Annotated in this window: 11 protein-coding genes; 6 read left to right on the top strand and 5 right to left on the bottom strand. The window is 59.0% G+C overall.

Translation table 11 applies throughout. The features are described from left to right. Positions 1 to 26: 26 nt before the first annotated feature. Positions 27 to 1,412, bottom strand: a complete 1,386-nt coding sequence (locus tag QTI66_RS29365) for an MFS transporter (protein ID WP_286563802.1) — start codon at positions 1,410 to 1,412, stop codon at positions 27 to 29. After that, positions 1,400 to 1,738 (bottom strand): 4Fe-4S dicluster domain-containing protein, encoded by a 339-nt coding sequence (locus QTI66_RS29360; protein WP_286563800.1) that lies wholly within the window; start codon positions 1,736 to 1,738, stop codon positions 1,400 to 1,402. The genes QTI66_RS29365 and QTI66_RS29360 overlap by 13 nt, the downstream gene beginning before the upstream one ends. A 378-nt stretch (positions 1,739 to 2,116) precedes the next feature. Here QTI66_RS29360 and QTI66_RS29355 point away from each other — a divergent pair, with 378 nt between their 5' ends. Then, positions 2,117 to 4,783 carry a winged helix-turn-helix domain-containing protein gene (locus QTI66_RS29355; protein WP_286563799.1) on the top strand — a complete coding sequence of 889 codons (2,667 nt, stop codon included), beginning with the start codon at positions 2,117 to 2,119 and terminating at the stop codon, positions 4,781 to 4,783. Positions 4,784 to 5,151: 368 nt separating this feature from the next. Here the strand turns inward: QTI66_RS29355 and QTI66_RS29350 are convergent, their stop codons facing one another. Beyond that, positions 5,152 to 6,000 carry an oxidoreductase gene (locus QTI66_RS29350; protein ID WP_286563798.1) on the bottom strand — a complete coding sequence of 283 codons (849 nt, stop codon included), beginning with the start codon at positions 5,998 to 6,000 and terminating at the stop codon, positions 5,152 to 5,154. A 615-nt stretch (positions 6,001 to 6,615) separates the two neighbouring features. On the opposite strand from QTI66_RS29350, the gene QTI66_RS29345 reads away from it, so the two are divergent. Beyond that, positions 6,616 to 8,058, top strand: coding sequence for an NAD-dependent succinate-semialdehyde dehydrogenase (locus QTI66_RS29345; RefSeq protein ID WP_286563832.1), 1,443 nt, complete (start codon positions 6,616 to 6,618; stop codon positions 8,056 to 8,058). 177 nt (positions 8,059 to 8,235) lie between these two features. Here QTI66_RS29345 and QTI66_RS29340 read toward each other — a convergent pair whose 3' ends face one another. Next, positions 8,236 to 8,751, bottom strand: coding sequence for a DUF2889 domain-containing protein (locus tag QTI66_RS29340; protein WP_353506232.1), 516 nt, complete (start codon positions 8,749 to 8,751; stop codon positions 8,236 to 8,238). 544 nt (positions 8,752 to 9,295) lie between these two features. Between QTI66_RS29340 and QTI66_RS29335 the strand changes: the two genes are divergently transcribed. The 4 genes from QTI66_RS29335 to QTI66_RS29320 all read left to right on the top strand — a co-directional run bounded on the left by QTI66_RS29335 (position 9,296) and on the right by QTI66_RS29320 (position 11,995). Beyond that, positions 9,296 to 9,991 (top strand): GntR family transcriptional regulator, encoded by a 696-nt coding sequence (locus QTI66_RS29335; RefSeq protein WP_286563796.1) that lies wholly within the window; start codon positions 9,296 to 9,298, stop codon positions 9,989 to 9,991. A gap of 327 nt (positions 9,992 to 10,318) precedes the next feature. Then, complete coding sequence (locus QTI66_RS29330; protein WP_286563794.1) at positions 10,319 to 11,221, top strand: NAD(P)-dependent oxidoreductase; 903 nt, start codon at positions 10,319 to 10,321, stop codon at positions 11,219 to 11,221. 8 nt (positions 11,222 to 11,229) lie between these two features. Continuing rightward, entirely contained in the window at positions 11,230 to 11,637 is a 408-nt protein-coding gene (locus QTI66_RS29325) for a (R)-mandelonitrile lyase (protein ID WP_286563793.1), read from the top strand. Positions 11,638 to 11,785: 148 nt separating this feature from the next. Beyond that, positions 11,786 to 11,995, top strand: a complete 210-nt coding sequence (locus QTI66_RS29320; RefSeq protein ID WP_286563792.1) for a hypothetical protein — start codon at positions 11,786 to 11,788, stop codon at positions 11,993 to 11,995. A gap of 541 nt (positions 11,996 to 12,536) precedes the next feature. Here QTI66_RS29320 and QTI66_RS29315 read toward each other — a convergent pair. Next, positions 12,537 to 13,868 (bottom strand): integrase catalytic domain-containing protein, encoded by a 1,332-nt coding sequence (locus QTI66_RS29315; RefSeq protein ID WP_286563791.1) that lies wholly within the window; start codon positions 13,866 to 13,868, stop codon positions 12,537 to 12,539. Positions 13,869 to 13,907: the final 39 nt, after the last annotated feature.

Below are 13,907 nucleotides of genomic sequence, written 5' to 3'. Positions count from 1 at the left end.
GTGCTTATTTTGAAATCTCGCGGCGGTCAGCCGGCCGATCTAGCGTGTGCGCTCGGCGCCGCCCCAGTTTCGTGCGTGTCTTCCTTGTCTTGGTCATGGTGGTGGGTCGATGCGCAGCGGCTGTGATTGATCAACATGACCGCGAGCATTCCCAGCAAGCCAACTATTCCAATCGCGATGAAGTTCTGTTCCAGCGGCAGCTTCAATGCGACCAGCGCGCCGATCAGGATGGGCGCGAGGATGGCTCCGGCGCGGCCGATGCCTGTTGCAAAGCCGACACCTGTCGAGCGGATGGCGGTCGGATAGTACTGGCTGGCGTAGGCATAGGCGATGAGTTGCGTGCCGAGCGTTGAAGCGCCGACGATGAAGACCACCACGAACAAAAGCTCAGTCGACTTGGTGTATCCCATCAGGGTCAGCGAGACCGCTCCCAGCGCATAGAAGGCAATCAGCACATACTTGAGGTTGAACTTGTCACCCAGCCAGCCGCCTAGCACAGCGCCGACGATTGCGCCGACATTGAACACGAGGACAAAGTTCAGGGCTGAGCCAAGGCTATAGCCGGCGAGTGCCATCAGCTTGGTCAGCCATGAGCTGAGCGCGTACACCATGAACAGCCCCATGAAGAAGGCGATCCATATCATCACCGTGCTGAAGCCGCGACCATCGTCGAACAGCTTGCCGATCGGCGCGCCCACCGCCCTGTCCTCCGCGGGCACTACGAACTGCTCGTGCGCATGCAAGGGATACTGGGGAGCAATTTTCGCGACGATCTGGCGCAGCTCGGCCTCGCGGCCCCTCTTGATAAGGAACGGCATAGATTCCGGCATCGTCTTCAAGATCAGCGGAATCAGCAGCACCGGGGCGGCGGCGGCGAAGAACACCGATTGCCAGCCGTAGGTTTCTATCAACTGCTTGCCGGCCAGGGCAACCAGGATGCCGCCGACCGAGTAGCCCGAGTACATGATCGTCACCATTCGCGCGCGCAGCTTGAGCGGGGCGTACTCGGCCATTTGCGCGGTGATCCCAGGCAGGACCCCGCCGATGCCGAGGCCGGCTATAAAGCGCGTCACGCTGAAGGTGATCGGATCATTAGTCAAGCCTGCCGCAGCCGTGAATACACTAAACAGCCCGATGCAGATCGAGATGGTCAAGGGTCGGCCGATTTTGTCTGCCAAGGTGCCGAGAAACATCGCGCCGAACATCATTCCGAACAGCGCAGAGCTCGCCATGAAGCCCGCTGTCGTCGAATCAACCCCCATTTGCTTCATGATGGTCGGCAGCGCGGCGCCCACGACGGCGAGGTCGTAGCCGTCGAGCACCAAAATCAAGATTCCCCAGAATAGAACCAGCCCATGGAAGCGATTGAACTTGGCCTCGTCAACCAGCTTGTGAACGTCTATGCGGTGCATCGTGTCTCCTGTTGTGGGCGGGGGTCGAGCCGGAGGTCGTCGGCAGCGATCACACTTGCGACCGCATCCTGCAAGGCTAGGTGCCTTTGCCTTGCGATGTAGCCCCCCGACCGGGTAGACCGTCGGGGGGCGATGCAGAAAAGTGAAGTGGGCCGCAAGTCCGTATCGGGGGCCGAGATAGTTGGGGCAGGCCCACTTTCGAGAACCGCCCGATCGATTTTTTGTGTTGGATCCTTGATGTCGCAAACCGTGCAAGGCACGCAGTTTTGCGCATTGATCTGCAGACCCGGGGCGCAGTTACGGTCACCCAAGATTTCGTGGTACATCCGCTCAATGACCGCGCCTGGGAAATCTATGAACCGATCCCTGCGCTTTTCTCAATCAGGCACGCGGAAGGGCTCGCTGCAGCGCTCAGTCGCCGACAGCGGGCAGTGGCCGAGAACTCGACGGGACGGGGTTAGGGGATGTACCGAGAACCCACAACAGAAAGGGGTCTACGCTCCTGATGGTGGACGTCGACATTCGACGACCTGTCTTACTGCGCAACTGATATGTCCACCTCTCCCGACACTGCCTCGCAGAGTTGGCGTCGCTCGCTGATCCACACCAAGATGGTGACGCCACGGGCTCCGCGCGGACGTGTATCGCGTACGGCACTGCTGGCACGACTGGAAGGCGCAGAGGACCGCGGTCTAACGGTGGTCATGGCACCTGCAGGATTCGGCAAGACAACACTGCTGGCTGAGTGGTGCGAAGAAATGCGGGCCAAACAGCACCATATGGCGTGGCTTAGCCTCGACCACGAGGACGACGAACTCCAGCAGTTTGGGGCTTACATCGTGGCATCGCTTTGCAAAGGCCCGGGCGGCGTTGGTCACCACGCTGCGGACCTCCTGAGCAACGACCCGCTGACGCCGGCAAAAACGGTCGTGTCGGTTCTCCTCAACGAAATCGGAGCCTCAAGTCGGCAGGTCTTCCTCGTGCTGGACGACGTTGATCGCCTCACGTCGGCACCGGTGCGGGCAACCCTCTCGAGAATGTTGCGCTACGGACCAGAGAACTTCCACATGCTATTTGGCGTTCGGAGCGAACCCGTTCTCTCCTTGGGTCAGTTCTCAACCACCGAGCGACTGCTGCGTCTCGATGCAACCGACTTGCGTTTTTCAGTAGATGACGCGCACGCTTTCTTCTCGGTCGCGACCAGTGCCTCTCTTGACAGACGCAGCGTGGAACTGTTGACCAACGCCACCGAGGGCTGGGCGGTCGGGCTGCGACTTGCGTCGATCGCATTGGGTCGATCAAACGATGCCGCACAGGTCGCCCGCGATCTCACTGGGGTGCGCGGCGAAATCGACGCCTACTTGAACGATACGGTCCTCGCACAACTTCCCCCGCCGATGCAGCAATTTCTGCTTCGCACGTCCATTCTCGATCGGTTGAGCGGTGGCGTGTGTGACGCCATCATGGGGACCGGTGCGCGCAGTTGGGAGAAGCTCGATTGGCTGGAGCAGCACAATCTGTTCATCCGTGCTCTGGACGAGAAACGCCATTGGTTCCGGTATCACGCACTGATGGCCGATGCACTGCGCCACCGGCTTGAAAGGCAGTTGCCTGATGAGCAACCGGGACTGCATCGCCGGGCCAGCCGCTGGTTTGCTTCCGAGAATCTCTGGCCGGAGGCGGTACGGCATGCCCTCGCCGCAGGAGAGTTGCAGCAAGCTGCGATATGGGTCGAGCAATTTGCTATGGAACTGGTGGCTCGCGCTGACGTGCGAACAGTCTTGGGCTGGATCGGCAAGCTGCCCGATGATCTGATGAAGGGGCGACCGAAGCTACAGTTGACAAAGGCATGGGCGCTGGCGCTGTCACTACAGACTTCTGAAGCGACCCGGGTGGTGCATGAACTTTCGACAGACTTCGCGGAGATTGATCACAGGACCCCGTCCGGTCGCCATGCAGACCCGACGCTTGCGGCCGGGACATATGCAGTCAGCGCGATGATTGGTGTCTTGTCCGACGATATTCCGAAGGCGCTCGAACTCGGTCGCTTGGCAGCGGCGGAGGGAGCCGCGACGCCGTGGGAAAGAAGCTTCGCAGATGTCGCGCAACTTGCGGGCTTGATGTACGAAGGCCGCTTTGACGAGGTGCGACGCATGGAGCTCTCGCCGGTGGCTAAAGGTGAGCACACCCAAGGTCCGATCTTTGGCGAAATCTATAGGGAAAGCCTGTTCGGGCTCAGTGCACTGCTGGAAGGCCAACTCGCGCAGGGGGTCCAGATCCTTGAGTCTGCGCTCAAGCACGCAGAGAACGCCGTGGGGCGGGACTCGGCTGCGGCGGCCGTGCCGGCGGGATACCTGGCGGTGCTTTATTACGAGCGAAATGACTTGCCCCGGGCTTGGCAGTTGGTTACCGGCTATTCAAGCATCGCGCTAGAGGCAAGTCCCCTGGGCTCGCTGCTGCGCTACTGTCGTGCGGCAATTCGCCTTTACGCTCGGGTCGGCGACTACGACGCGGCGCTGCTGTTCATCGAGGAAGCCCGCCAAATCGCCATTTCGCGCCAATGGCTGCGTTTGCGTGCGGGATGCGATGCCGAGGCCGTTCGACTATACCTGCGCAATGGCCAACTGGAGCGGGCGCAGGAAACCGGAGAAGCGCTTCTGGCAGCAATGCCGCGGCAACATCCCTTTCCAACGGGCACATTTATCGAGACTTGGGCAAGCTATTGTGAGATGCAGGCTCGAATCTACATCGCCACAGGTCGTATTAAGGAGGCCGTCGCTTTGCTCGACGACTTACGTGGCAAATTGTCCGCCACCGGTATGGCGTATTTGGAAGCTCGTAGTTCAATCCTTCTTGCCTTGGCACTGGTGCACGAGCAATCGGAGGGCAGCGCCGCAGCACTGGCTTCGCTCGATCGCGCACTGCGGTACGCCCACCGCAACGAATTGATTGGCAGCTTCGTGGACGAAGGCGAGCCTCTACTTGATCTGCTTCGCGATTGGCGACGCAGCGGTGCGAATGCGGGGATCGAAGCAGGTTTTCTCGATCGGCTCGAAGCCGCATTCAATGAAGTCAAGTCAGTCCCGGCGGCGACACCCGCTGCGCGTGTCTGCGCCGATGCGGTTCTAAGCGCTCGTGAGTTCGAGGTTCTCGATCAGATGTCCCGCGGTCTTTCGAACAAGGAAATCGGGCGCGCATTGCGCCTGGCTCCCGAAACAATAAAGTGGCATCTCAAGAACATCTTCGAGAAACTCGGAGTGAGCTCACGCATCGAGGCCGTGCATGTCGGCCTGGGCCTCGTGCCGACATCGCACCGTGCACTGATAGACATCAAAGCTGTTGACGCCAGCCGAAGACGCAGCGACGTATGAAAGTTGCTTGGGCGAGATGCCCAGGATCTGACACTTGCAACCGTGGGCACGCGTCGCGCGGAAAAAGATGAGAGAGTCCCAACCGTGCGAGGAGCGGTTTCCTGAAGGCCATCGCGGCGACCGCACCGCCTCGGCACTCGCGGCCCCCCCTTGACGAAAATCAGTTCTTTTGGGGATCAGCGGCAACGCCGCCACGGCGGTCGCTCCCGCCTTCGTCGCCTTCCTGCTTGGCGTAATCGACAGCCCGAAGGTTTGCCCATGCTGACCGAGGTGATCGAGGACGAAGAACTCGTCCTCCCGCATCTATGCTCATAGACAGCGCGTTTGAGCACTGGCGGCAAGTGCTCGGCGCGTTGAGGAGCATTCTTTCAAAAGTCGGTTGATTCGCTAACAGCTGCCCACCTCGTGATGTCCGCCTTCAGGGCATCTATTGATGCGCTGACCACCTTTACTGCATCTCGTCCCAAGAACAGCATGAATGGTGCGTCGTCGGCACCGATCGTATCGATGATCGCCTTTGCACCCAGCAGAGGGTTGCCAGGCTGATTTCCATGAGAAGTTTCCCGCTCTTTGCGGCGCCGGCCGGCGGTGTCTGCGTAGTCAGGTATTGCTGATCTCGACTGTCTAAGGGAGCGCCCCGAAAAGTTTGTTCTGAATTGGCCCGGCGCGACAACCATCACCTTGATACCGAGCGGACCTACCTCCTTGCGCAAGCCGTCGGACATACCTTCCAAGGCGCATTTCGAAGCCGAATAAAACCCTGACCCGGCCGCGGCATGACGGGCAGCCATCGATGAGACATTGATGATGGCGCCGCTTCGTCTCGCCCTCATTCCCGGAAGCACCTCCCTAATGAGAGCCACCGGCCCGAAGAAATTGGTAGCGAAAAGTTCATCCAGCTCCGGCTGAGTTGCCTCTTCAACAGCACTGCGGAACCCATGTCCGGCATTGTTGACAAGTACGTCAACCTGCCCAAACCGAGCTATTGCCGCCCGAACTACTTCAACTATTTGACTGGAATCCGTTACGTCCAGTGCAAGAGGGAGGGCCGAGTGGGGGAACGCCGCGGCAAGCCCTTGTAGCGCGGAACGATCGCGGGCCGTGACAACCGCATTCCATCCAGCGGCCAATACGGCGCTTGCCAGCTCGCTGCCCAGTCCGCTGGAGCACCCCGTGATAAGCCACGTAGGCTTCCTTTCTGGGACTGACAACGACATTTCGGAAACTCCTCAGAGGTTGGGAAGCAGGACTCAAGGCGGCGCATGGCGCACCATTGTTTAGCCAATAATTCATAAGCCAACTGGGTAACCACTGGAGCAGCACTGAAACATGCAATGATCCTTCAGTTTGATCAAGAGGCTTCCGAAGCCGGAGGCGCTCACTCACGTCGCCTATTGCGATCTTACGCCAGCAGGACCTTCCAGCTTGCGATTTGTTGCGCTTTGTTACGGGGACACGCTCCATATGGTTAATGGTTGACATTTAAGAATGTTTAGTTAGTATCGGGCTTGTCTAGCTCCAAGACGGGCACTTGGGTCCGTCCGATTTCATTCATGGAGACAAATCGTGATGACAGAGACGAACGTTGTGATTGGACGTTGCAAGGGCTCGGGCCACGAGGCGTCCGCCGCGGCGCGCTCCAGCCCTGCCCGACCTGTCATTGACCTGATTCAACGCGCGTCGAAGAGCACTCTACAGGCACACCTTGGTTGAGCGAAGCCGTGTGCCACCGAGTTGATCATTAGATGCGGGAAGCGCTCAAAGCGGACCTCTAAGCCCGAGTCACCGTCGACTCAAGCAGTACGTATCAATAGAAGGACCTTACAGTGGATATGCCCAGCACAACGTATCAAGCCCCCCTCCTCTTCATAGCGGGGAAATTTCGCCCGGGCGGTGACGGCTCATGTGGAGTGGTGCGCAATCCGGCAACCGGAGAGGTGTTGGCAGAGGTTCCGCGCGCCAGCAAACAGGATCTCGATGATGCATTGCAGGCAAGTGCAGGCGCATTCGAATCATGGCGCTACACCCCGGCGATCGAACGCGCAGCAATATTGCGTCGCACTGCTGACATCATTCGTCAACGCAGTGCGACCTTGGCGCGCCTCATGACGCTGGAGCAGGGGAAAACGCTTTCAGATTCTTTGATTGAAATCGCGTACGTTGCCGAAAATTTTGATTGGTACGCTGCCGAGGCGCTTCGCGCAAACGGACGCGTGATGCCCCAGCGCATGCGGGGCGCGCGGCAGATGGTGCTGCCCCAACCGATCGGACCAGTCGCTGCCTTTACCCCGTGGAACTTTCCAGGTGCAGTCCCTGCCCGCAAGATTGCTCCAGCGCTCGCTGCCGGCTGCACTGTAATCATTAAGCCCGCCGAAGAAACGCCGGCCTCAGCACTTGCACTGGCTCAAGCGTTGTCCGATGCCGGCTTGCCTCCGGGCGTGCTTAATGTTGTCTTCGGCGTCCCGGCCGAGGTCTCGGCGCATCTCATTCGTTCAGAAGTCATCCGGAAGGTGACGTTCACTGGATCAACGGCTGTCGGGCGGCAGCTAGGGCTGCTGGCCGCCGAAGGGATCAAACCTTGCACTTTGGAGCTTGGTGGGCATGCGCCGGTGCTGGTGTTTGACGACGCGGATCTCGAAAGAACCATTGCTACTTGCATTCAGGGGAAGACTCGCAACGCTGGGCAGGTTTGTACTTCGCCAACCCGGTTTATCGTCCAAGCGGGTATCCACGACAAGTTTGTCAAGGGCTTTGGCGCTGCGATGGATGACCTGATTGTGGGCCCGGGCCTGGAGTCAAGCAGTCAGATGGGTCCCTTGGCCAATTCGCGGCGCGTTGACGCCATCGAAGAATTGGTAACAGACGCTCTGTCCCAGGGTGGTCGTCTCGTTGCAGGCGGTCGGCGGGCGCGCGAGCAGGGCAATTTCCTGCGACCAACTTTGGTGGCCGACATGCCAGCAGCAGCAAAGGCAATGCACATTGAACCGTTTGGTCCGCTTGCGCTCGTGACACGATTTGAAGGCATCGAAGAAGGGCTCATCGAGGCACATCGTCTGAACTACGGCCTTGCTGCTTACGGCTTCACCAGCTCCGCCGCCACAGCGGTGCGGGTTGCAGATGAACTGCACGCCGGCGGGATTGGCATCAACTCTTTCGCCATCTCACAAGTCGAAGCTCCATTCGGAGGCCTCAAAGACAGTGGCTACGGCACGGAGGGTGGCCATGAAGGCATTGATGCATTCATGTTCCCCAAGCACGTCCACCACGTCACCTGACCAAACCGACCTTACAGTTAAGACTCGCTTCTGCTGCGCGATACGATGTTTTTTATCGCCAACTCGTGTTCTCGCCCTTATCGTCGCTTCTCCCAGATGTCGCTCTTGGATGCAAGTTCGGGTTTCAGCTCAGCTATTTGTGCCTCGCATCCATCACGCGTATTGTTCGACTGCGCGCTACTCGTCTGAGGATTGCACGCTGTGGATGTGAAAAGTGGGCCACTGCCGCAGCACTAGTTCACCTGTTGCCCGATATGCGTAGCAACTATCAATCTTGAGCGGGCGCCCACTGGGGTCCCTGGCCTCAGGTTCCGCGAATACCACGACGCCCAGGGATTGGAAAGCTGTAGTGCCCAAGGGGACGAGCAACTCCAGCAAATGCGTGCAACTCGGTGCTCCCTTGAGGCGGGCTCTAACTTCACGACCCCATCCACTCGCAATGCGAAGCCCGATCAAGGATTTGAGCGCTTCACCGCCGGCAGGGCACTCCGCGTATGGGGCCGCCTCCGTGAAGGTGGAGACTTCTTGGACCGTCATCTCTTTGTCGAAAACGAGCCGAACGCCCAAATCATGGATCGGCTCATTGGCGGGAACGACACGGCCACCGTTTCGCATTGGCATGTCGTACGGTTTGCGATCAACAAGTCGCCCCTCGACTTCGTAAAGGCCGTCGCTTCTTCGGTAACCACACATGTCGATTCGGCGGAAGTGGAGTTCCTCTCGTTCGATCGTTGGCGCGACGCGCGAACCCACAGCAGCATCGATCATGGGTACTCCGGCTCGGGCGTCATCCGCAAGAGGTTGCATGATGATTCGGTTTCATAAAGCACAAGGCACTTGAAAAGGTTTCGATAAGAGCTCAGGACCAAAACGGCATCTTCTTAGTTTCAGAAAAGTTTGACTTTCGCCTTCGCAAGGTACATCTCAAGTCCCTCATCCTTGTCTGCAACCCATGTTAAAGGTGTTTGGTTAAAAGTCAACCATTAAAAGCGGATGCGATATGCGTTGCTCATCGTCTCAAACCAGAGGGAAGGCGGTCAAATCCTTGGACTTCCAAGCTGCGGTGGCGCCCTCCCGCGAAAAGCCATTGGATGGAGGACATCGGCCGAAGCACTGGCGGGCCATCTATCATCCCCTGGATCGACGTTCCGTTGCGACGGCCGGTTGCCTGTGCCTTGCGCTCGCAAAATGCTCCAGAAACTGGGGCGATCACTAAATTTTTAGGTCTACCGACGCCATGAAGGATTTCAAGCCTACCGATACCGCAGCCGAAGCCCAGAAGCGCACTTGGCAAGTCGTCCTGAAAGAACTGAAGAAGGACATCATCTACGGGCGTCTTCAACCCAAGGAGCACCTTCTCGAGGACGAGTTGATGACTCGCTTCGGCGTCTCTCGATACGCAGTCCGCCGCGCGTTGGAAGAGCTGCATTCATGCGGGCTGGCGGTAAGGACCGAAAATCGTGGCACCCGCATCAGGAGCTACAGCCCGCAAGAGGTGCTCGACCTCTATGAAATGCGCGAAATATTGGAGAGAGAATCTGCATCTCGCATCCCCATGCCGCCCTCTGCTGCGCTCATTAAAGAGCTCACACGCATCCAGAAGGCGTACGACAGCGCAGCGCAGCGCGGTGACTGGCACAGCATCCACATGTTGAATGATGAGTTCCATCGAACACTTTTCTCTGCTTGCCCGAATCGGCTTTTGGCGGATCAGGTCGAACTACTCGCGCTGCAGGCACAACCGGTGCGTATACGGTTCGTAGCTGACCAAGAGCGGCGCAAGCGTGCCGGACGTGATCATTGGGCTGTCATCGATGCCCTCAAGCATGGCGACAATGTCAAGTTGGCGGAGGTATGTGCGCGACATATCTCGTTCGGTAGAGAAGAGTATGCAAGAACGCTCGTTATTGAGCCGTTGATCGCTCAAGCCTGATGCCCTCGGCTGGGACCTCCTAAGGTTCGAACTGCGTGCAAAGTCTGCAGGAAGACAGCGCGACCGTCCAGCTCCCGCCCTTGGGTGCCTCCCCAGCCAACGGAACGCCAATAGAAGCACGGGTTCCGCCCTACCTCACCAGCCTCCCTCCCAGAATTTGCCGGCATTGTTGACCGGCCTGTCGATCGCCCCAAGAGAAAGCGGATGTGAACACAGGCTTTCGCCAAGACCGCACTTGCTTTTCCGACAACATTATCGATATAATCATCGAATGGGGTAATGGTTAACCTTTGCCACGTCGGCAATACAACTTGCGATCGGACACAAATGAAAGTCGGATACATCGGACTAGGCAACATGGGCAGCGCACTGGCAGCCCGCCTGCAACTTGGGCACGAGCTGCTCGTTTACGACGCAAATACGGCCGCAGTGCAAAAAATGGTGATGCAAGGGGCAGTCTCCGCCACCTCCTTGTCAGACGTCGGCCAACAATGCGACATCATCTTGATGTGCCTCCCAACTTCAGACATTGTCCGCACTGTGATTTTTGGTGCTGACGGACTGCTCGGCTCGTTGCGTGAAGGCACGCTATTGGTTGATCAAACGTCTGGTGACCCTATGGCCACGCGTGCCATGGCAGCTGAACTAGCGCTTCGGGGTGTGGAGTTGATCGACGCGCCGGTTAGCGGAGGTCCTACTGGGGCTCGCGCTGGAAACATTGCAATCATGCTGGGCGCCACCAAACTGCAGTACGAAAAAGTGCTGCCGCTTCTCCAGACTATCAGCCCCAACATCTTCCACGCTGGGGACGTGGGAGCAGGCCACGTTGCGAAGCTGGCAAACAACCTGGTTTCTGCAGCACAGCGATTTGTCACCATGGAATGCATGGCGTTGGCGGTCAAGAATGGCGTCGGAGCAGAGACGATTGTGGACATCATGACCGCGGGTGCGGCCAGGAACTTCTATCTGGAAAAGCTGGTTAGACCACATGTGCTGAGTGGCAAGCTGGCATCAAATTTCACCCTCGGCCTCCTCTACAAGGACATCCGCCAAGCATGTCAACTTGGCATGGACTCCAATGTGACCATGCTTTTCGGAAACCTCACGAAGGAGTTTCTCCAGATGACGATCAATGAACATAGCCCGGAGACTCAGGTCTATGCGACTGCCCTCGTGATGGATCGCCTTGCAGGCACCCATGTCGTTCCAGAAAACCACTCTCTTACGTAATGCACATTATGGAAATCAAGCGAAACGCCTCACAGCCTTCCTACCTCGCTCAAGGAAACTTCACTGGATCCGTGCGCGTAGATCCACTGTTTGAACCCCCGACGCCCGCCCGCGCGCGCGGAGCAAGCGTTACCTTTGAGCCCGGCGCACGCACTGCTTGGCATGCCCATCCTCTCGGCCAGACTCTCATCGTGACAGCTGGACGAGGGTGGGTGCAGCTTGAAGGTCGAGACGTTGAGGTGATCAACCCTGGCGACGTTGTATGGATCGCGCCAGGTGAGAAGCATTGGCACGGTGCCACGAATACCAGCTCAATGAGTCATATCGCCATCCAGGAACACATCGATGGGAAAAGCGTCACGTGGATGGAACACGTGACCGACGCACAGTACTTCACCAAAATCGCGGCGACTTGACTTCGCGACTTGACGGGGATGCTCCGCTCCTGATGCCTGAATCACTGCACGGCACCGCGGCGGGGGCTCTCAGCGTGCTCTCAAGTTTGGCCTCCAGCTCCTAGGGATTTCGTTATCGCGGCTGGAGGACAGAGTCAAGAAGGCCAATATGAATCCGAAAATCAATTCGCTACCGGTCGGCTGCTACGAACTCCACTTCCAGTCGTTGCTGCGGCTCGGCCAGGACTGGGCATTTTCTTGCGACGCGGAGGGCCACGTCGACATGAATGCCATGACCGAGCGGGTGCGTAACAACTACCTGTTCGCGCGTGCACTTGTGGGGATCGAACTGGACACGCCGCGAGTCCGAACGATCTGAGATGAGCAACCATCACTGTTAGGTCAAAGTTCAGCCGGCGCCGACAACCATCACAGGAGCGGCGTCAATGGAAGCAAATTCAAGGGCATGAAAGATCGCGCCAAGAACTTCAACGAGCACAATGTCCAGGGCGAATGCAGCACAGCAGCTTGAGTGCTTGAGCAGAGCATCGGCCGCTATCTCGCCGAACTCGATCGTGCAGACCGCGACCGCGCTCGCACTCCCCGAGAGTGTCTCGCGCCCTCACGAGAAGGTGGCCAGGATTGAAGAGCTGGTTGGCGACAATTAGCTTGCCCGGCGTGTTTCCTCACGAAGGAATGTTACTCGGCGGCTGGTTGTCGTTTGGTCTTCTTTTTCAATTCTTTAATTGGAGGCTGTGGGCATGTGGGCGAAGGCTGCGGCGGCGGGCAACGCAGACGCGTAGCGTCGCGTTGTCCACGGTCGCAGCCGGTGCGCCGCAGGCGCATCGTCCACATGTCCATGGCATGCCGGGCGCGAAGCGCCCGGCCCCCTCGGCATCGCGTAAGGCGATCGACTGCGTTCAGACTTCGGCCGGCACTGCATCGGCCTTGCGCAGACCGCCCAGGACCATTTCGGTCACGCGCGCGCAGCGCCAAGCCTTCACCCGGCGCTGCAGCATTCGCAGGTGCGCCTTGCCGTCGTAAATCTCTGGAACCATCGCGACCAGACGCGCCATCAAGGCCTTGGCCGCGATCGAGGGCTCCGCGATCAGCCAGCCTTCGATGACAGGCCATGCGTCGGCAAACGGGTCCGTGCGGGTTCGCCACCAGTGTTTGGCCTTGGGCTGCTTGCGATGCGTCGGACGTACTTCGCCTTGGATCCAGGCTGACGACAAGCTTTGAAGGAACGTTGCAACATCGGCTGCACTTCGCGAGTTCACCTCCGTCGGCACGCCGTGGGCCGCGATCTCGCTCAACGTCTGCTGTGCGCTGCGGATTTCCTGCAGCAGCCGCACCGGGTCGAGTCGTTTGAATTGCGCCGTCAGCTTCTCCTTGATCGCCGGCTCAACACCGCTGTGGGCGATAAGCCGTTCACATGGGGTCGCCGGCGCGAAGTACACCTTGTGCACGCGGGCGCCGTCGCGCGTCTTGGACTTCAGCTTGAACGAGGGTTGGAAGTAGTTGATGTACAACCGGGACGACTCGTACAACCGCGCCAGGGCCTTCGTAGCTTCGCGACCGCTCAGGCGGCCATAGCCGACCAGCCGTCGAACGATCGCGCCGTTCTTCTGCTCCACCCAGGCCTGGTCGTTCTTCCTGTAGGGCCGTGATCGCGTCTGCTCAAGCCCGCGCCCCTTGCAATAGTCAAACACGGCCTGGCTCATGAAGGTGCTGTCATTGTCCGAGTCGATGCCGAGCATCGCGAACGGCAGATCGGCCGTCACCTTTTCGAAGGCTTCGATCACCAGCATCTGGTCGCGCATCCTCATCGCCACGCATTCCGTCCAACCGCTGGCGATGTCGGTCAGCGTCAGGGTGTGAACGTAGTCACCGTCCGTCTTCGGGCCGCCGCAGTGTTCGACCATGTCGATCTCGAAGAAGCCTGGCGCCGGGTCGCGCCAGTCGGCGAACGTGCGTACCGGAATGCTGCGCCTGATGGCCGCGCCTACGCCAGTGCGGCGCCTGTGCTTCCCGTCGATATGCAAGCGCGCATCGGCTAGGATGCGATCGATAGTCGCTGCGCTGACTTGCAGGACCTTGGTCCTCACGACCGGGTCCAAATCGAGGTGGCCATGGCGTTCCACCGCATCAACCAACATCGGGATCAACGCCTTCAGCCGCTTCCCGCAGACCCGATCGCCGGCCTCCCACAGCACCGTGCGGACGGACTCCGTCCACTTCGAGGCCCACAAGGGCGAAAACCCATTCATCTCGGCGAGGCCAACGCCTCA

It is taken from the genome of Variovorax brevis, from assembly GCF_030317105.1.
Taxonomy (GTDB): domain Bacteria; phylum Pseudomonadota; class Gammaproteobacteria; order Burkholderiales; family Burkholderiaceae_C; genus Variovorax; species Variovorax brevis.
The sequence above is the reverse complement of the archived record's forward strand: the minus strand, read 5'-3'. Positions and strand labels throughout refer to the sequence as shown.

Excerpts from the sequence above, each read along its gene's own strand:
- QTI66_RS29330 (WP_286563794.1), top strand. The coding sequence starts at position 10,319 with ATGAAAGTCGGATACATCGGACTAGGCAACATGGGCAGCGCACTGGCA.
- QTI66_RS29335 (WP_286563796.1), top strand. The coding sequence starts at position 9,296 with ATGAAGGATTTCAAGCCTACCGATACCGCAGCCGAAGCCCAGAAGCGC.
- QTI66_RS29365 (WP_286563802.1), bottom strand. The coding sequence starts at position 1,412 with ATGCACCGCATAGACGTTCACAAGCTGGTTGACGAGGCCAAGTTCAAT.
- QTI66_RS29355 (WP_286563799.1), top strand. The coding sequence starts at position 2,117 with ATGGCACCTGCAGGATTCGGCAAGACAACACTGCTGGCTGAGTGGTGC.
- QTI66_RS29350 (WP_286563798.1), bottom strand. The coding sequence starts at position 6,000 with ATGTCGTTGTCAGTCCCAGAAAGGAAGCCTACGTGGCTTATCACGGGG.
- QTI66_RS29325 (WP_286563793.1), top strand. The coding sequence starts at position 11,230 with ATGGAAATCAAGCGAAACGCCTCACAGCCTTCCTACCTCGCTCAAGGA.
- QTI66_RS29320 (WP_286563792.1), top strand. The coding sequence starts at position 11,786 with ATGAATCCGAAAATCAATTCGCTACCGGTCGGCTGCTACGAACTCCAC.
- QTI66_RS29360 (WP_286563800.1), bottom strand. The coding sequence starts at position 1,738 with ATGTACCACGAAATCTTGGGTGACCGTAACTGCGCCCCGGGTCTGCAG.
- QTI66_RS29345 (WP_286563832.1), top strand. The coding sequence starts at position 6,616 with ATGCCCAGCACAACGTATCAAGCCCCCCTCCTCTTCATAGCGGGGAAA.
- QTI66_RS29340 (WP_353506232.1), bottom strand. The coding sequence starts at position 8,751 with ATGTGTGGTTACCGAAGAAGCGACGGCCTTTACGAAGTCGAGGGGCGA.